Below are 16,758 nucleotides of genomic sequence, written 5' to 3'. Positions count from 1 at the left end.
GTCAGTCCAGGCTCCAGGTCTTCGGTGTGGACGCGGGCCCGTCATCGGCCCGGGGTGACGGGCGGGGGTCGGCAGCCGGCGTCGGTGTCTCGGTCGACGGAACGGTCCCAGCCTGAGTGGATGTCGGCATGTCGTCACCGAGAGCGGCACCGGTCTCCACGGCGTCGTCGTACAGACCACCTACGCCCTGGGGTCCAACGACAGCGTCGGCGTCGCTCCTGAGAATACGGAACCCGATGACGAGCGTGGCCTCGGCGTGATCGATCTGCTCCTGGGTCGGCGCGATGGGATCGACCCCGGCGAGCCCCTGGGCCGTCTTGCGACGAGCCTCGATCTCGCGGTTCGCCTGCTGAATGACCGTCGAGGTCACTCGATCGGGGCTGAAGCGGGCGCGGATGTCGGCGAGTGCCATCATCCAGGTCTGAATGGGAATGTCGTCGAAGCCGGGGGTCGTGCACGGCACGCTCAGGTATGCGCCGTTCTCCCCGAGCTTGACCGATACGGTCCCGAGGTCATGCGGATCGATGCGCATCTCGACGTCGACGGTCGCAGTATCGTGCCCGTGCTTGCGACGATGGCGCTGCAGGTGTTGGGACTGGTAGTGCAGCCCCAGGAAACGGACGCCCTCATGGTCGAGGACGGCGTTGCGGGCGAGGCCGAAGGCGGCGCGCTGCGTGTCGCGGTCCGGCGGCGGCACGACATGGAACATACGGGCACGCTCGTCCCAGACCTCACGCGGCGTACGGCCCTGCAGGCCTTCGTGTGGTCGATTGTGGTAGATGTCGACCACATATCGTACGAGGATCCAGCAGAAATCCTCGTCCGTCAGACTGGCGTCGCGTTCGGGTTTGTAGTCGCCTTTCCGGACAATGTTCTCGAACGTGCGACCAGTGAAGCGCGCGATCAGTGTCGCGTGCACGGTCCGGAACACGCGCTCGATCCGTCCGCGCAACCAGGGAATGCCGCTCACTGCGAGAACCGGGTTCAGGCCGAGGATCAGGCAGGCGAGCCGAAACCGCGCGTTCGAGAAGGAAGGCCCTCCGTCGGTGACGAGTTCCTCGATCGTTCCGTGCATGTCCCACGGGGTGAGAGCGCCGACAGCATCGGCGTAGACACCCTTGTCGACGACGACCATCCGCAAGGCCGCGAGCACGTTGTCGGTCGACGGCGTCCAGGCAAAACTGAGGCCGCAGATGCAGCGTGTCGCGCAGCAGATCGCCACTGCAATGTGGCATCGCCGTCGCGCGATGCGTTCCCGTTGCTCGGGGGTGAGGCTGTACCAAAGGCCCGCCTCGACGGCGATGACCATGAGTGAGACCTCCCACTCATCCATTTCGACACGCTCGAGGGGGCGATGGACGTCGAGCCCCTTGGCCGAAATTCGGAACTTGGCCGCGGCCGTCTGAGGGTCATAACGTCCGGACCAGACGTGGAAAGCATCGAGTTGGCGGATCTGTTTGAAGAACCACTTCTCGGACGGGACCGGGAGTGGTGGCAAACCAGATTTTTCGCGCTCCACGTTGAGATCGTCGATGTCACGAGATAGATCTTCGTGCTTATCTTTCTTCGACGGTCGGGCGCGCGTCGCGAACTCAGCCGCGCGCTTGGTCGCGAGTGTCCGGATTTCATTGGCGATGACCGGCGCTCGCGGACCGCAGCGGCTGTAGCGCGGTATCAAGGCTCGCGGATCGAAGCCGCTTTCGCGCAGGCGCTTGTACCAGTCGCGAACGGCCTTTGGACCGACAATGTCGGCCCGATCCTGTCCTTCCACGGTTGAGTTCTTGATAGGCCCACCGCGCCGCTTGCGCGGCTTCCCGTCCTTGGTCCGTCGCAGCGGGTTTTCAATGAGTTTGATCTCCCCCTCGATTTCGGGGAGGACACGCTTGAGTGACGGGTCGGACAGTGAGGCTTCGCCATCGTCGATGCGACGGATGAGAATGCTGCACACCGTCATCCGATATAGAATGACTTTTTGGAGGAAGTCGCTGCAATCGGCGATGTAGGCGACCCCTGCGTGGAGCCGCGCCTTCACGCGGCCGGGGTTGAACCAACCGCGATGAAAGCGATAGTCCCGTTCCCGACGTACTTGGTCGAAAGCCGCGAAAGAGAATGCTTCTCGCAGGCTTGGATCGTCGACCCGGGAAAAGATGTAGCCGTCAACGGTGGTATCTTCCCACCGGTATTCGTGGCCGCCGATCTCATGCATGTCGTCGGGGTACAGGCGCAGTGGTATCGGCGCATGGGGTCCAGGGAAGGCACTCACGAGAGCCCCTCCAACAGCGCCGCGGCCTGCAGGCTGGGTACGACAGCCACGGAGCCGGGATGGAAGCAGCGGGACGAGACCTCCGATTTGGAGCCCGTGACGCTCCCTAACGGCGCGCCGTAGGAGACGCCGGCACTCCATCGAACTGCGGGCGACTGCAGGTTAGACACGCTGTCCTGACTGCGCCAAACTCGGGTGCGATAGCCGATCCCCCAGCCGCTCCGGCTCAGCTGTTCGTCCGCGATCGCGCGGACGACGGCGCTGAAGGCACGGGCCTGGAGCCCTGTCTTGGCGACGAGATCGGCGATCGTCATCGCCCCGTTCAGATCGGCGACGACGTTTGCCACCGCAGCGTCGGCTTCCGGATCATCGTGGCGACGAACCGACCAGATCAATTTGGCGTCACGCACGCGCATGTGGCCGAGCGAGCGTTCAGTGACCAACACCACGCGCTGTGCGAGGGAGCGCGGCACGTACGCGGCGATCCGCTTCAAGTGCTCAAGAAAATTCTTCGCCTCGACCCGCGCATGCGGCTTGACCGCGATGAACGTCGACTGTCCGGAGCGATGAATCAGCCGGAAGTCGAAGGTGTGATGTCGCTGTTGGCCAAGCTCATCGAAGAATGCCACCGCAGGCGGCTGTTCCAGAATATCGACGATATCCGGATCGGCATCGAAGACGTATGTGGCGTCGGCCTCGAGGTTGCTCTCGCACCGGATCTCACGGGGCGGTTTGCCCACAAGGACCGTCACACGCGAACCGCCGCGTGAGGGACGAATACTGGAACGGGAGGCACGGCTCGGCAGCGGCTCGTAGCGCAGGCATGGCTCCGCCGTGCCCAGAAACATGGGTTGCATGGGTTCGCAGTCCTCGGGTCATCATCCGATGTGGAGCACGCCGCCTGCGGCAGCGCGCGGGATGAAGCGGACAGCCGTCAGCGATCTGCGCTGGCGCGCAGGTCGACGCTGGGGGTCGCTTCAGGATCAGGGATGATGAGGATGCTGGGTCCCCGGTGCGGGCTATTGCGTCGCCGTCATCGACATGCGACCTTCCAGCCCGTGCCAGCCCGGCGCGATTCCTCGCGCCGGTCGACACAGCATCCTCGTCGTGGGGATTGCCGACAAGCTTCTCAGGGCTTTGCCGTCGGCAAATCGGGTCATCACCGCTGGGGGACGTCCGCCTCGAACACGGACGTCTCCTGGGTGAGGCTTGGATCTTTGGTTGGGCATCGCAGTTCGGGTCGTGGTTCGCGTCTCCGTAGTTGCAGCCAGCTCGTCACCGCCGCTCACAGGCAAAGCTTAAGCGCACTGCAAGGTCTGACACCAGAGGGTCCCTGCCGTCGTGGGGCTGCACCTGGCCGATTGCGCGTGCTCGATGGTCTCGCGAATCGCTGATGGATCAACGGTTTAGCGTTCCCGCCCCCTCGGATTCAACCCCTTGATCGGACTCGATCTTTTTGCCGAGCGGCTTCGTTTTCCCGTCTTGGGTCACCCCGAATCGAGACACGTTGAGAATTTTTTAACTATGAATCGCCGCGCCCGATCGTTGGCTCGACGTGTTCGCGGACCCACCGAGGACCGCGCGTGACCCGCGCACGGGCTCGGACAAGGCCTGAAGCAAGAGGATCGCGAGGAGGACGACCGCGATCTGCATCATCACGTACAAAGCGAGGTATCCGTGCCAGCGCGCCACTTCGTGCTTCAGGCCTTCGACCGTCTCTTCGGCCGCTGTGTGCACGATCTCAGCGAGCGTCCGCGCTTGCACCTCCGTGAAACCCGAACTGGTGAGCCGTGCGACGGACGTGATGCGCGGCATCGCAGCTGGTGCAGGTTCGGTCTTCATCGGCGTCACGCCTGACGATCGGAAAATCGGACGTAGGCATCGATCTCGATCACCAAGGGCTCGAGCACGTCCGCGCGATCAAGGCCATCGAGGAACCGGAGCTCGGCCTCGACCTCCTCACCGGTGACATCGCGATGCCACGCTCGCGGCCGCCCGTCCGTGCCGTTCGACCACCGGTAGCCGCGGGCGCGAACCCGATCCTTCAGCTCATAAGGAAGGCCGAGGGCGTAGACTCGCAGGTTCGGCCGACGGACCGCATCCAGCATCTGGGCGAGCGGCGTCTGGCCGGACTCCGGCAACGGGTGCTCCAGGATTTCCAAGAGCGCGAAGCAATCGTCGATGGCGCGATGAGCCTCGTAGTAGAACCGGTTGTGGTAGGCTAGGTAGACGAGCTTGGTCCCCTCGATTCCCTCCTCGAACCACTTCACTTGGGTTTGCGAGCATGCCCAAGGCAACGTCTCGAAGATCGGGCACACCCGCTCCAGGAAGCGGCGATCGAAGCCGGCATTGTGCGCGATGACGATGTCGGCGTCGGCGACGAACGCCTCGATCGCCGCGACGTCCAAGCGCTTGCCGCGGACTGCGTCGTCGGTAATCCCGGTCAAGCGCGTGACAAGGGCTGGGATCGGATTTCTCGGCTGCTGGAAGCCCGTGTGCTGACTGAGGGCACCGAGCACGACACCGCCCGTCGTATAAGCGAAACGCAGCAAGCCGACCTCGATGATCTCGTCGCCGTTGGGCCCGGTATCGAGACCCGTGGTCTCGACATCGACGATCACGCCGATCTTGGTGCGCGGTCCGAGCGGCTTCTCGCAGTACTCACGACGGGCGAGCTTGCGCAGCACGCGAAACTCGGTCGAGCATCGCAGAGCGATGGCGTGAAGTTCAGCCTCGAAGAGGTCCATGTTCAAGCTCCGAATGGGGTTTGTGCCGTTCTGCAAACGGCAGGGACATGCGAGATCGATCCCGCGTTGCACTCGGGGGAGCGATGCCTGTGACGGGGAGGGGGGTAGTTCGGCGATCAGCGCGGGTTGCGCGTGCGAATCGGCAGGCGGATCGCGTCGGGCCCGACCGGGAAGATCGCCTCGACCAACCGCTTGACGGTGGCGTCGTCCTGGGGCTCGGAAGCCGCATGGGCGACGTCGGGGACTGGCCGTGGCTGAACGGGCGGGAGGCTCTCGAACCGCTGGATCATCGGGCGGAGCAGGTCGGGGATTGCACGATGCAGTTCGTCGCGGAGATGATTGGTCATCCGCTCGACCGTCGCGATCACCGGAACGCCGAAGTGGTCATCGACGTCCGGTCCCTGGACGGTGAGATGCGGCGGCAGGCCGGCGGCACCGCACCAGTCGATGCAGGCCGATGTCGTCACGTCGACCGTCGAATAGCCCTGGTCGCGCAGGTAGCTCCGCAGCAGGAGGCGCACGCAGGCGACGTCGCGTTCGAGCGGCTTGCGCAGCCCCGCGCCCATAGAGCCACCGCCGCGCTTGATGCTGTACGCGCCGGCCCACCCCATCACGGGGTCGATGACGACCAGATCCTGATTGACGGAACGCACCGCGGGCTGATCATACCGCAGGTGGATCCGTGCTAGGCTCTCGGGGGAGTTCGACGCGATGAGACCATCGGCGGCGGCCGTGATCGGGATGCAGGGGTTGTGCAGGACTTCGAAACGACCGCTCGCCCCCAGAGCCTCGACACACGCCTTTTCCAAGAGGATGCCGTGGCGCTTGACCACGGAGGACGAGACGCTGATGAGGCGACTGAGCTCAACGCCGAGGAGCTCATCGAGCGGGAATTTCGTACTCACCGCGGCGGCAACAGCATCGCTTGCGGCTTTCAGGAGCGTGTCAGGGACAAGATGTTCGGACGGATGAGACAGCATCCGATCACTCCAAAACCTACGGGCGTCCAAGGAGCGGACCCGCTTCGTTACGTGCGTAAAATGCGCCAATATGCGCATTTTACGCAAATAGGTCTAGAGTCATATCCGAGGACCATATGATTACGCCGGCACAGTGCCGTGCCGCTCGGGCACTCCTCGAAATTTCACAAAAGCAACTCGCTGAAGACTCGGGTGTCAGCTTACGCGCAGTGCAAGGATTCGAGGCTGGCGAACGTCCTTTGCAGAGCTTGGCGATATCGGCAATCGAACGACTCTTGCAGGATCGGGGAATCGTGATCATCGCGGACTCGCGATGGTCTGGCGTTAAAATTGATCAGCGCCATAAACCATTTTCGATTGCGTCCGAAGCAGACCGACGACCGAGATAGAGGCGAATGCTGTCTCCACTTATCCACACCTCGTGTGCTTTAACAAGAAATCTGGCCCGCCTGACACAATCTTATCAAGAAGCGCGTGAGGTCGTTGCCATTTTAGGTTGTCGAATTCGGCCGCGATGGCGTGACCTGATAGAATTCCTATCGGTTGCTGGTCCGTCCCCGCCGGACACACTGGCCCGAAAGCCATACCTCAGGGCGGACCACTTCACTGGGGGCGGATCAGTTCAAGGCGCAGCCCGAACTCGATCCAGACCGGCTGGTGTTCCTGGACGAGACGGCGGCGGCCACCAACATGGCGCGCCGCTACGGCTGGGCCCCACGCGGCGAGCGCTGCCGGCTTGCAGCCCCGTTTGTTCACTACAAAAGCACGACCATCACGGCCGCCCTATGAACGGGCGGGCGGTGCGCGACCGCGCTGCTGGACGGTCCCACGAACGGCAGGCGCTTCCGCAACTATGTCACCGAGACCTTGGTACCGGTGCTGCACCCGGGCGACATCGTCATCATGGACAGCCGCCCACAAGGTCGCGAGCGCGCAGGACGCGATCGAAGCTGCAGGAGCGCGGCTGCTCTACCTCCCGTCCTACAGCCCTGATTTCAGCCCGATTGAGCAGGTCTTCGCGAAGCTGAAGGCGCTGCTGCGGAGTGCGGCCGCACGCACGATCCCGGATGTCTGGGCAGCGATCTGTCAGGCCTTCACGCGCTTCACTCCGCAGGAGTGCCGCGACTACCTCGCCGCAGCCGGCGATGAGAACGACTCGGCCGTCCAGATCCGCTGCACGGCACGCAACGAGATCCCGACCGCGCTGGCCACGGCCCGGCCGGTCCAGTGTGTGACCTCGCCTGGCGACTCCGAGCAGGTCAGGGCCAGCACCCTGGCCACCGTCTCGGTCGAGTGGGTCGGCGTGCCAGGCGGACGCGTCTTGTCGCGCAGCAAACCTTCGACACCCGCATCGGCTTCGCGCCGCTGCCAGCGCCACACGGCCGTGCGGCTGAAGCCGACCCGCCGGGCGAAATTCTGGACACTCAGGCGCTCGGCCGAGAGCAAGACGATGCGGGCGCGCTGGATATGTTTGAGCGGGCGACAGCGGTCGCTGGCGATTGCAGCGAGCCGTGCCGCATCGCTCGCATCGAGAAGAACGCATACCGTCTGAGCCATGGCCCAGAATCGCACGCTTCACCGCCTGCGTGAATCCTCCGTCCGCGTCACCGCACTAGATGCATCTATATGCAGGCCCCCAAGAAACAGAACGTCAAGAGTATACACCTATAGATTTTCCGCGACGCAGCAACAGAGGCCTTTTGCGTGTTAGAGCCCGCTGTTATCTCAACCAAGGGTCGGTACTGTTTGGTCGGCAGGGAGGACGTTCCATGTCTCGCCGACGTCTCGAGCGTTGACTCGATCGCGTTGCAGCAACTCACATCAGAGCCCTTGCCCAACGCCGGTGTCCGCGTCACCTGCATCCTGGAACATCTCGGCCTGATCGACGGCATCGTGCTGCATAGAAGACCGGGCGGCTTCGTCTTTCAGGTTGTGGCGAATCCGGAGAGACGCTGCAGAATTGAAGCGCAGCTGGCATGGCTGCGAGACATCGGCGACCGGGAGGATCAGCGCAAGGCGACCCGCATCATCCCGATCTATCGCGATGTGCGGGTCGAAATCGCGGGCGATCACGTAGCGAAAGCGTTAATCGCCGACCTTTCAAGAACGGGGGCGGCCCTGATGCTCGATGAGCGGCCCCAGGTCGGCACGACCGTGACCGTCGGCAAGCGCTTCGCACGCGTGGTCCGCCACACCCCTGACGGGGTCGGCGTGGCGTTCCGACTTCCGTTCGGCCCGTTGACTTTCAACGAGCGCGTCATTCTTTGAAGGAACTGCTCCGCGCAACAGTGATGCGATTGAGCGGAGAAGGAGTCCTAACGAATGCAATGGCCGACGAGAGCTACGCTGTCCTGGCCAGGGTAGCAGCGGCGCAGTACGCAGAGAGAAGATCTACACCGAGACTCATCGCATGTCGCTGTTTACGCGAGCGTGAGCGGGCTCGGATCGGCGCGGGCCCCTGTCTCACCGCCACGGCTTCCGATCACGCATCCCGATGAGAGTCACTCCGAGTCGAGCGCTGTACAGTCCGATTTTCGATCTCGAATAGATCGCGACCCATCTTTAGCGCGCCGTAGGTATTACCACTTGCGAGTGCCGCCCTGATCCGCCTCATAACCGGCAAGCCCTCTGGCATCTGCTCTCCCATAACGTGGAAGAGCGATGTCAGTTCAGTGAGTTGCGCTTGGCGATCCGCGCTGAGGTGTAAATTCTGTAGCGCCAGAGTGACCCTGCCGGCGAGTGTGTTGGCATCATCGGCCGCGATACACTCGGACTCACGCAAGACACGCGCGGCATTCTCAATCGTGAAGTCGGCGGTGCGGGATTTGACGTTTTGGATGATCGCACCGTTGATGAACAGCCGCTCGCCAGGTCTGATATTGAGATGCAACGGCATCACGTGCCCCCCCGATTCGCCTCGCAAAATCCACTTGGCTCGTTAAGACTTGTTTAAGTCCCGGAGTCGGCCGACAAACGGTTTGAGAGTCTCGCGACCGTGGGGCGAACGCGCGATCCGGCCGCTTCCATCATGGCGCGGACGCCCCACAGATAGTTTGCAAGATCGGGCGCAGCGATGTCCTGCCACTGCTTGCCGATGGATCGGCACATTTTGCCCAGAAATCAGGAAGAACTTGCCGCCCAATGCCTCGAAAGGTGAGGTTTAAATCTCTAAGCCATTGGTACACAATCAATAATTTTTGGACCATCTTTTGCGAGAGGCCTCTCGTCGTTCGCACGAGTTTCACGATGGACCTTTTTCGCGCTCTTCAGACTTCAGTTTCTGGCTTACAGGCGCAATCCTACGCCATCAGCAACATTTCTGGGAACATCGCAAATTCTCAGACTACCGGATACAAGCGAGTCGACACCAGCTTCGTCGACATGGTCACAGAATCTGCGCCGAAGCGAGAAGTGGCAGGGTCGGTTCTTGCTCAATCGCAGCTAACCAATTCGATCGCCGGAAACATCATTTCGACGACCATACCTACTAACATGGCCATCAATGGCACCGGCTTCTTTACCGTGATGCAAAAGACAGGCGACGCTAACAACCAGCCCACATTTGACAAAACGCCATTATACACACGTCGCGGCGATTTCGCCCAAGATAAAGATGGGTATCTCGTCAACGGCTCGGGCGCGTACCTAAGCGGCACCACCACCAATCCGACGACCGGCGAAACGACCACCGGACCGATTAAAATCGGGAACTATGCACTCAAGGCGCAAGCGACGACTACGATCGACTATGGGGGCAATCTTCCGGCGACACCAACTGTCACAGCTAAAGATTCTCACCTATATAACCCCAGCACGGCATCCTTGAAGGTGACAACCACGGACGGATCTGTAACGCCAGATCTCGCGACCGCCTCAGCGACAGACGTGTCGGATTTGACAAACAACAGCATCCTCGGCCCACAGCTCACAATGTATACTGAGACTGGCTCGCCGGTCACCCTGTCAACTCGATGGGCAAAAGTCCAAGATGCGGATCCAGCGAACAAAAAAGATGCCGTGTGGAATCTTTTCTATCAGTCCGACACGATCTCAACACCGCCCGTTTGGACCAACGTCGGGATGGGAGTCACTTTCGATAGTAGCGGGCAGATGAAACAACCTGCGACGGGCGTGATACCGATTGCACCACTGACCGTCAACGGAACAAGTTTCGGATCGGTGAACGTCAATCTTGGAAAAAGCGGTCTTACTCAGTATGCCGATGCCACGGGTGCTGCGACAACGAGCAACCTAAACCAAAATGGTAGCGCGGCAGGCACGCTCACAAGCGTTTCCATGGGTGTTGACGGCAAGATCAACGGCGCTTTCTCGAATGGGTCTATTGTTCCGATAGCCACAGTAGGCATTGCCCAATTCAAAAATCCGGACGGTCTCAAGGCCAACTCAGATGGTAATTACGTGCAGACCGCCGAATCCGGCAAGCCAGATGCGGGATTGAATGGCAGCACCATTACAGGTTCCAGCATTGAGCAGTCGAATACGGATATTGCTTCCGAATTTTCGAAAATGATCGTCACGCAACAGGCCTACTCTGCAAATACGCGGGTGATGTCGACAGCTCAGACGATGATGTCTGATCTTCTCAACGTCATCCGGTAGACGGGTCGCAGGCTGGCTAGCGGGGCCTTAACGTATGTCGCTCAACGCACTCTCGAACGCGACGGCCGGCCTCGCCGCCACGCAGGCGGCCATCGGCATCGTTTCGCAAAACGTGGCAAACGCCGGTACGGCGGGCTACGTCAAGCGGACGATCGCACCAGTCGCTACCGGCACAAACAATTTAGGTGTCGCCTCTGGCACGATCACGCGCAGCTTCGATGCCGCGGCGCTGAAGCAGCTGAGGCTCGAAACTTCCGGGGCATCCTACACCAGTACGAGATCGAGCACGCTCTCGCAGCTCGATCAGCTATATGGAACACCCGGCAGCACCACAGCCTTCGACGGGACGCTGAACACTTTTACAGAATCGCTTCAAGAGCTCGCTGCCAACCCGACCTCGGCGGCCGCTCGCACGACGGTAATCAGCAACGCATCGGCACTTGCTAGTCAAATCAACAGCGCTGCGAGTACAGTGCAGAGCATGAGAACTGGAATCGAGGCTCAGCTCGGCACCGATACGAAGGCAGCCAGCGCACTCCTCTCCAACATCGCAAACTTAAACAATAAAATTCAGAACACTACGGATAGCGGGTCGATTGCGGACCTACAGGATCAGCGCGATCAAGCGATCAACAATCTGTCTAGTTATATGGACGTACAGACTGCGACCCACACCAATGGGACGGTATCGGTCTTAACCCAATCGGGCGTCACTCTGGTGGATCGCGGATATGCCGCATCGCTGAGCTTTGATGGACGTGGAGGCCTCAGCGCCAATTCGATCTACTCAACTGATCCAGACAAGCGCGCTGTTGGCACGATCACGGCGACGCTGCCGGGTGGCGGTACGATCGATCTCGGTGCGTCCGGGGCGCTGCGCTCCGGCACCCTTGCCGCGCAAATTGAGCTGCGCGACCAGACGCTGCCGCAGGCTCAGCGCCAGCTCGACGACTTGGCCGCTGGTCTTGCGAGTTCCTTGACGGACTCGCAGCGAACCGCAGCCATGGTCAGCGGCACCGCAACCATAGATCTGAGCGGTGCGATACCGGCACGCAGTGCGACTGCCGGAGCCGGCTTACAAGCTGGCAATGCCCTGACGATCACGGTCACCGGTGTTGACAACGTGCCGAGGAACATCATCCTCGTCGCATCGAACGCTGACCCACTGCCGACGGTGACGGCCAGCCAAACTAATGATGCCAGTGCCGTCACGGTGGCATTCAGCATCAAGGACGGACCTGCCACCTACGCCGACACCATCCAAAAAGCGCTCGATGGCCTGACGGCGAGTGACCCGAAACTGCCGGCGTTGACGGTCAACACGAGCACGAGCCCAAACTCAAGCGCGGCAGCCAACACCAGCGGGGCAGTTCTGGCGATCGCGAGCAAGAACGCTAAAGCGCCAGTCCTGGCTGCAACGGCCAACGTCACGCTCCCCCTTAAATCGACCGACTTAACGACCGGCTATCCGCAGATCGCGATGTTCACGGACAGCTCCAGCAATGCGCTCTACACCGGTTCGTTCGATAGCGGCTCACAGCTCACCGGTTTGGCGCAGCGTATCAGGATCAACCCTGCGATCGCCAGCAGTACTGCTGCTCTAACAGCGTCGAGTGCGACCGACTCGAGCGCCTCCGGTGCGCGCGCGCAGACGATCTACAAGGCACTGACATCGACACAGCAGACTTTCTCGTCGTCGAGCGGCATCGGTGGTGTCTCCGCCCCCTACAAGGCTAGCGTCGTCGGTTTCGCGCAGGATATCATCGCATCGCAAGGTGCGGCCGCGGCCAACGCCGCAGCGCTTGACGCGACGCAGCAAACGGCTTTGTCGACCGCCCAGAGCCGATTTTCCTCGGGGGCGGCGGTCAACATCGATCAAGAGATGTCGAACCTGATCACCCTGCAGACCGCCTATGGCGCTAATGCCAGGATCCTGACTGCCGCCCGTGACATGCTCAACCAACTGCTCCAGGTCTGATCATGACCACCATCACCCCCTTCGCGGCCGGTTCGTACATTGCGAATCGAAATGCAACGCAACTGCTCTCCTTGAAGGGTGAGCTCAACGATCTCTCTACGCAGCTCGCGACCGGTCAGACTGCGCAGACCTACGGCAAGCTGGGCACTGGTCGATCGACGGCGCTCGGCGCACAGGCGACGATAAGTGCGCTGACCGGCTACGCCGCTGGCATCTCGGCAGCAAAAACCCGAACCGACCTGGCGGTGGCTAGCCTTACGCAAGTGGCCGCAATGGGGACGAACGCCAAGACGGTTTTGAACAATGGCCTGCAGAGTACGCCGATCAACACGATCGCGAGCACCAACGCGGCGATGGCCAATCTCTCCTCCGCACTCGATTCCCTGAACCAGTCGGCGGCCGGCAGCTACATGTTCGGTGGCAAGAACGTTTCAACGCAGCCGGTCGCAGGCGCGGATATGATCTTGTCGGGTACAACTGACAGTACGGGCCAGCCTATCGCTGGCTTGAAGACGTTGATTACCGAACAGATTCAGGCGGACCTCGGCACAAAAGGGCTTGGGCGTCTTACGCAGACCGCCCCAGGTGGGACGACACCGAACAATGAGACCCTAGGTCTCAACCAGATCGCGCTCGCAGACGACACCTATGCTGGCGCGACGACGCAATTCGGCTATGCCTTGACCGGAGCCGCCACCGCGACCGGCTCGTTCCTGATGTCAGGCTACACACCACCGACGGCGAGCACGCCGTCCTCTACGAAGCTGTCGTTGACCGCTCAGCCAAAGGTGGGCGACAGCGTGACTCTCTCTCTCAAGCTGCCGGATGGCACGATGGCGAGCGTCACGCTGACGGCTGCGACCACCGCAGACAGCACTTCGACAACGAGTTTCGCAGTCGGATCCGACATCCCGACAACGACAACAAACCTGTCTCAAGCTCTGACCCGTGCCCTCGGCAGCTCCGCCGGGAGCACGCTGATGGCGAACGCGGCAGGCCGGGCCGCCCAAAACTTCTTCGCGGCCTCAGCCTCGGCCGGAACGACGCCGAACCGTATCGTAACAGATACCACCTCTGGTCGTCCCACCGGCTACGTCACGGGTGCTGCCAGTAAAACCGTCGTTTGGTATCAAGGTGAGAGCGGGGCAGGTGACAGTGACGCGCGAGCGACTCAAACGGTTCAGGTCAGCGCCACCAGCTCTATCGCCGTCGGCAGCCGAGCGAATGAAACCCCGATTCAGAACGTGCTCGCCGGCCTCGCCACAGTCGCGTTTGGCATGCCAGCGACGTCGAACGTCAACGTGGGAGCCACGTATCAGGCCATCGCGAGCAAGGCTAACAGCCTCCTGGCTTCCGCGGATACCTCCCCCAGCGTCCAAGACATCGTGACGAATCTCAGCCTCGCTTCCGCTGGGCTGACGAACGCGGCCACGACCAATACTGCGACGCAGAATACGATTCAAAACACTCTCGACGGCATCGAACAAGCGCCAACCGAGGTGGTCGCGACAAAGTTGCTCGATCTGCAGAGCCGCCTTCAGGCCAGCTACCAAATCACTGCATCGCTTTCGAAGTTATCTTTGGTCAACTATCTGTCTTAGCATGGGAATTTACATCCTTAACGTCGATCTTGGTCCGGGTGATCATCGGCCCGTCCGTTCCATCTATTCCGAATTCGTCAAGGAGGCACGGAAGGGGCGTAGACCCGAGCAGATAAGCCTCAATGGCTCCTTGATCATCGTGCAAACGCCGGAGACTTCGCGCGCCTTGATGACGCGCATGCTCAGTGTAAATCGCCTTGACCCTGCGTTTGACCGTGTCTCCCTCGTAGATGTCGCCGTAAAGAGAATGCTGTTTTGGGGCCTCTCCGATGAAGGCGCAGCGGATAAATTTCCTCTCCTGATCGAGCAGTTCGTCCCTTAATGCGATGGCCACCGAGACTGTGCCACTGCGAATCGACAATGCCTTGGAGCCAAACTCCGATACCAACACGTCAGCGGCAGCCAGCAAGATCCTATGATCTTACTTTGTCCAGAGGTCTGGTCACCGCACATCTTCCAACAGCAGCTTGACAGCGTCGCTCAGAGCCATTCAAATTCGCCTTACATGCTCATTGGTGAATCGACTTGCACGATGCTGCGATTCGTCTTCGCAGAGGCAGGGATTGATCGAAGATTGATCGGGATGTCGGATCGCGGCTTCCCTGAGCAGACAGCTGATGAGGAGAGTACGGTGACGAAGCCTGGAACGCTTGGGGCGGACGATCAGGGTGCTTCAGCGATCGAGTATGGGTTCATCGTTGGCTTGATCGCTATGGGTCTCGTTGGATCTCTCGTCGCGACGAAATCGTCGTTGTCGGGTGCCTTGAATCGGAACAGCGCTGCCATCGCGGGCGCGACTGGTTCAGGAATAGCCAGCTCAACACCAAACATCGCGAACATGTCGATCGCTGATGGGCAGCCAGGAGTCGCCAAGCTCGATTTCGCCGCGAAAGGCCCTTACGTCAAAAAAGTCGTCTATACCGGGTGCAATCTGGGCCGTTGTGGAATGGCCAATACCACATCCTACCGCTATGCCGACGGTTCCTCGATCGATTACCAGCCCGCCAGTAGTGCCAATGCCGCCAATTATTCTATCACCGATACCACTGGGACAACTACGACAAGCTACTATTTTACAAGCCCGACCGGCGATGGATCGGCCGGTGACAAGCTCACAGTTTATGGAACGGTGTCAGGATTCAATTTTGGAGATAATCTTACCTTCGAATCGGACGGATCTATTTCCGGAACACGTACGTATAGCAGCAGTGGAGGAGCAGCGGTGAGCTTATCAAGGCCGACCATGCAACATTCAGAACTCGAGGCTTTGTACCGTGCTGCGGCCTACGCTCGGTCCCTCTAGCGACCAGTCGCCCCTCTTGGTGGGTGCAGACGTACCTGACGGAAGCACGCTCCTGCGGCTAACCCGAATCGGCACGAACTACCGTCCGGACTCATAACCAGTAGCTGGTGGCGGCGGCGAGATAGTTGGTCGCCAGACGGTCGTAGCGGGTGGCGAGGCGGCGAAAGTCCTTGAAACGGCCGAACATGCGCTCGATAGCGTTGCGCCCGCGATAGAGCACGGGTGAGAAGCACGGTTTCCAGCGGCGGTTGATCTTGGGCGGAATATCGGGCGCAGCTCCGTTCGCCTCGATCTGCCGCCGAATGACGTCGCTGTCGTAGTCCATATCCGCCAGCACGATGCGGCAGGTCGGCAGGCGTTCAAGCAGCAGGGTGCCCGCCTTGCAGTCGGCGGCCTGTCCGCCGGTCAGCAGGAAGGCGAGCGGGCGGCAGAAGCGGTCGGTGAGGGCGTGGATCTTGGTCGTGCGCACGCCCCGCGAGCGGCCGACGACCTGGTTCTGCTCCCCCCTTTGCCCCCGCGACACAGCAGTGAGCCTTCACTGCGGTGGAGTCGATCAGCACCTGAGAGGGTGGCCCGCCAGCTTGGGCCAGCGTCTTGAACAGCTCGGCCCAGATCCCCTTGGCCGCCCAGCGCACGAAGCGATTGTAGAGGGTCTTCTTCGACCCGTAGATCTCGCGCCGCGCGTCCGTCGAGTGCCTTCCAGATTTGAGCACGTGGACGAGGCCGCTGATCACGGTAAGCGTCGTTCTCAGGCCACGGCCCTGAGGGTCTGCGGGGCGTAGGCCCAGGGCAGCAGGTCGTCGATATTGCTCTGCGGATGTCCGGCGACGATGCGGGTGATGACGTCGGTCAGGTAGGCCTGCGGCTCGACCCCGTTCAGCTTGCAGGTCTCGACCAGCGAGGCGACGACAGCCCAATGCCCGGCCCCACCGTCCGAGCGTAAGCGATGTTCCGGCCCCATCTTCTGTGGGGCGACCTGACCGGGCAGTTTGACGATCCGCCACGAGAGGATCGTTTTGTGTCTCGACTTGACCGTAGACTTGAGCCGGAGGGGACGGTCCGGCGTTTTGAGGTGATCGACGGCGCGGTCGGCCGCAGGCGCTGGAGCGCGGACGACCGGGCGCGGATCCTGGAGGAGACGTTCGTTCCGGGCGCGGTGGTGTCGGTGGTGGCCCGCCGGCACGGGTTGACGCCGCAGCAGCTGTTCACGTGGCGACGCGAGGCGCGCCAGGCCGCCGCCGCGCTGCCGGCTTTCGTGCCGGCGGT

General features: G+C 61.4%; 15 protein-coding genes and 3 pseudogenes. 8 read left to right on the top strand and 10 right to left on the bottom strand.

The genetic code is table 11. The features are described 5' to 3' along the window. Nucleotide 1 precedes the first annotated feature (1 nt). The 5 genes from BMY19_RS15960 to BMY19_RS30495 all read right to left on the bottom strand — a co-directional run bounded on the left by BMY19_RS15960 (nt 2) and on the right by BMY19_RS30495 (nt 5,990). The gene (locus tag BMY19_RS15960) at nt 2–2,263 is read right to left on the bottom strand and encodes a Mu transposase C-terminal domain-containing protein (protein WP_170862978.1); all 2,262 of its coding nucleotides are present in this window, start codon (nt 2,261–2,263) and stop codon (nt 2–4) included. Continuing rightward, nucleotides 2,260–3,120: a TnsA endonuclease N-terminal domain-containing protein gene (locus tag BMY19_RS15955; RefSeq protein ID WP_100252261.1), complete on the bottom strand. Its 861-nt coding sequence runs from the start codon at nt 3,118–3,120 to the stop codon at nt 2,260–2,262. Before BMY19_RS15955 ends, BMY19_RS15960 begins: the two co-directional genes overlap by 4 nt. A gap of 661 nt (nt 3,121–3,781) precedes the next feature. Then, complete coding sequence (locus BMY19_RS15950; protein WP_139215646.1) at nt 3,782–4,105, bottom strand: hypothetical protein; 324 nt, start codon at nt 4,103–4,105, stop codon at nt 3,782–3,784. Between the two features lie 5 nt (nt 4,106–4,110). Beyond that, the gene (locus tag BMY19_RS15945) at nt 4,111–5,010 is read right to left on the bottom strand and encodes a 3'-5' exonuclease (RefSeq protein ID WP_100252259.1); all 900 of its coding nucleotides are present in this window, start codon (nt 5,008–5,010) and stop codon (nt 4,111–4,113) included. A 116-nt stretch (nt 5,011–5,126) separates the two neighbouring features. After that, complete coding sequence (locus BMY19_RS30495; protein ID WP_139215645.1) at nt 5,127–5,990, bottom strand: hypothetical protein; 864 nt, start codon at nt 5,988–5,990, stop codon at nt 5,127–5,129. A gap of 116 nt (nt 5,991–6,106) precedes the next feature. Between BMY19_RS30495 and BMY19_RS15935 the strand changes: the two genes are divergently transcribed. Beyond that, complete coding sequence (locus BMY19_RS15935; protein ID WP_100252257.1) at nt 6,107–6,379, top strand: helix-turn-helix domain-containing protein; 273 nt, start codon at nt 6,107–6,109, stop codon at nt 6,377–6,379. A 232-nt stretch (nt 6,380–6,611) separates the two neighbouring features. Further along, nucleotides 6,612–7,155, top strand: a pseudogene (locus tag BMY19_RS15930) (IS630 family transposase); the annotation flags it as partial. On the opposite strand, the pseudogene BMY19_RS15925 reads toward BMY19_RS15930, so the two are convergent. Continuing rightward, nucleotides 7,149–7,547: pseudogene (locus BMY19_RS15925) on the bottom strand (helix-turn-helix domain-containing protein); the annotation flags it as partial. The pseudogenes BMY19_RS15930 and BMY19_RS15925 sit on opposite strands and share 7 nt — an antisense overlap. A gap of 249 nt (nt 7,548–7,796) precedes the next feature. Between BMY19_RS15925 and BMY19_RS15920 the strand changes: the two are divergent. Further along, nucleotides 7,797–8,258: a PilZ domain-containing protein gene (locus BMY19_RS15920; protein ID WP_170862977.1), complete on the top strand. Its 462-nt coding sequence runs from the start codon at nt 7,797–7,799 to the stop codon at nt 8,256–8,258. Nucleotides 8,259–8,472: 214 nt separating this feature from the next. Here the strand turns inward: BMY19_RS15920 and BMY19_RS15915 are convergent, their stop codons facing one another. Beyond that, complete coding sequence (locus BMY19_RS15915; protein ID WP_100252255.1) at nt 8,473–8,886, bottom strand: flagellar biosynthesis repressor FlbT; 414 nt, start codon at nt 8,884–8,886, stop codon at nt 8,473–8,475. Between the two features lie 350 nt (nt 8,887–9,236). Between BMY19_RS15915 and BMY19_RS15910 the strand changes: the two genes are divergently transcribed. Genes BMY19_RS15910 through BMY19_RS15900 form a run of 3 tightly spaced genes read left to right on the top strand, consistent with a single transcriptional unit; the run spans nt 9,237 to nt 14,189 of the window. Continuing rightward, nucleotides 9,237–10,610 (top strand): flagellar hook protein FlgE, encoded by a 1,374-nt coding sequence (locus BMY19_RS15910; protein WP_100252254.1) that lies wholly within the window; start codon nt 9,237–9,239, stop codon nt 10,608–10,610. Between the two features lie 34 nt (nt 10,611–10,644). Further along, nucleotides 10,645–12,588, top strand: a complete 1,944-nt coding sequence (gene flgK, locus BMY19_RS15905; RefSeq protein WP_100252253.1) for a flagellar hook-associated protein FlgK — start codon at nt 10,645–10,647, stop codon at nt 12,586–12,588. 2 nt (nt 12,589–12,590) lie between these two features. Then, entirely contained in the window at nt 12,591–14,189 is a 1,599-nt protein-coding gene (locus tag BMY19_RS15900; protein ID WP_100252252.1) for a flagellin, read from the top strand. On the opposite strand, the gene BMY19_RS30490 is transcribed toward BMY19_RS15900, so the two are convergent. Then, nucleotides 14,173–14,598 carry a hypothetical protein gene (locus tag BMY19_RS30490; protein WP_139215644.1) on the bottom strand — a complete coding sequence of 142 codons (426 nt, stop codon included), beginning with the start codon at nt 14,596–14,598 and terminating at the stop codon, nt 14,173–14,175. The two genes, BMY19_RS15900 and BMY19_RS30490, sit on opposite strands and share 17 nt — an antisense overlap. Nucleotides 14,599–14,721: 123 nt before the next feature. On the opposite strand from BMY19_RS30490, the gene BMY19_RS15890 reads away from it, so the two are divergent. Further along, the gene (locus BMY19_RS15890; RefSeq protein WP_210186922.1) at nt 14,722–15,492 is read left to right on the top strand and encodes a Flp family type IVb pilin; all 771 of its coding nucleotides are present in this window, start codon (nt 14,722–14,724) and stop codon (nt 15,490–15,492) included. A gap of 91 nt (nt 15,493–15,583) precedes the next feature. Here the strand turns inward: BMY19_RS15890 and BMY19_RS15885 are convergent. Both BMY19_RS15885 and BMY19_RS15880 read right to left on the bottom strand, forming a co-directional pair. Beyond that, a protein-coding gene (locus tag BMY19_RS15885) for an IS5 family transposase (RefSeq protein WP_100252363.1) occupies nt 15,584–16,280 on the bottom strand; the annotation gives its coding sequence in 2 pieces (ribosomal slippage) (nt 15,584–15,992 and nt 15,991–16,280; 699 coding nt in all). Then, nucleotides 16,241–16,429, bottom strand: a pseudogene (locus BMY19_RS15880) (transposase domain-containing protein); the annotation flags it as partial. The gene BMY19_RS15885 and the pseudogene BMY19_RS15880, both read right to left, overlap by 40 nt. Nucleotides 16,430–16,438: 9 nt before the next feature. On the opposite strand from BMY19_RS15880, the gene BMY19_RS30485 reads away from it, so the two are divergent. Further along, nucleotides 16,439–16,758: transposase (locus BMY19_RS30485; protein WP_139215643.1), on the top strand; the 320-nt coding region annotated here is incomplete at its 3' end.

It is taken from the genome of Methylobacterium sp. UNC300MFChir4.1 (genome assembly GCF_900110155.1).
GTDB lineage: Bacteria > Pseudomonadota > Alphaproteobacteria > Rhizobiales > Beijerinckiaceae > Methylobacterium.
Note: the sequence above shows the minus strand (reverse complement) of the source record. Positions and strands in the feature narration are given on the sequence as shown.

Bases quoted from the DNA above. Each gene is read 5' to 3' on its own strand.
- BMY19_RS15955 (WP_100252261.1), bottom strand. From the start codon at position 3,120: ATGCAACCCATGTTTCTGGGCACGGCGGAGCCATGCCTGCGCTACGAG.
- BMY19_RS15935 (WP_100252257.1), top strand. From the start codon at position 6,107: ATGATTACGCCGGCACAGTGCCGTGCCGCTCGGGCACTCCTCGAAATT.
- BMY19_RS15890 (WP_210186922.1), top strand. From the start codon at position 14,722: ATGCTGCGATTCGTCTTCGCAGAGGCAGGGATTGATCGAAGATTGATC.
- BMY19_RS15950 (WP_139215646.1), bottom strand. From the start codon at position 4,105: ATGAAGACCGAACCTGCACCAGCTGCGATGCCGCGCATCACGTCCGTC.
- flgK (WP_100252253.1), top strand. From the start codon at position 10,645: ATGTCGCTCAACGCACTCTCGAACGCGACGGCCGGCCTCGCCGCCACG.
- BMY19_RS15915 (WP_100252255.1), bottom strand. From the start codon at position 8,886: ATGCCGTTGCATCTCAATATCAGACCTGGCGAGCGGCTGTTCATCAAC.
- BMY19_RS15945 (WP_100252259.1), bottom strand. From the start codon at position 5,010: ATGGACCTCTTCGAGGCTGAACTTCACGCCATCGCTCTGCGATGCTCG.
- BMY19_RS30495 (WP_139215645.1), bottom strand. From the start codon at position 5,990: ATGCTGTCTCATCCGTCCGAACATCTTGTCCCTGACACGCTCCTGAAA.
- BMY19_RS15910 (WP_100252254.1), top strand. From the start codon at position 9,237: ATGGACCTTTTTCGCGCTCTTCAGACTTCAGTTTCTGGCTTACAGGCG.
- BMY19_RS15900 (WP_100252252.1), top strand. From the start codon at position 12,591: ATGACCACCATCACCCCCTTCGCGGCCGGTTCGTACATTGCGAATCGA.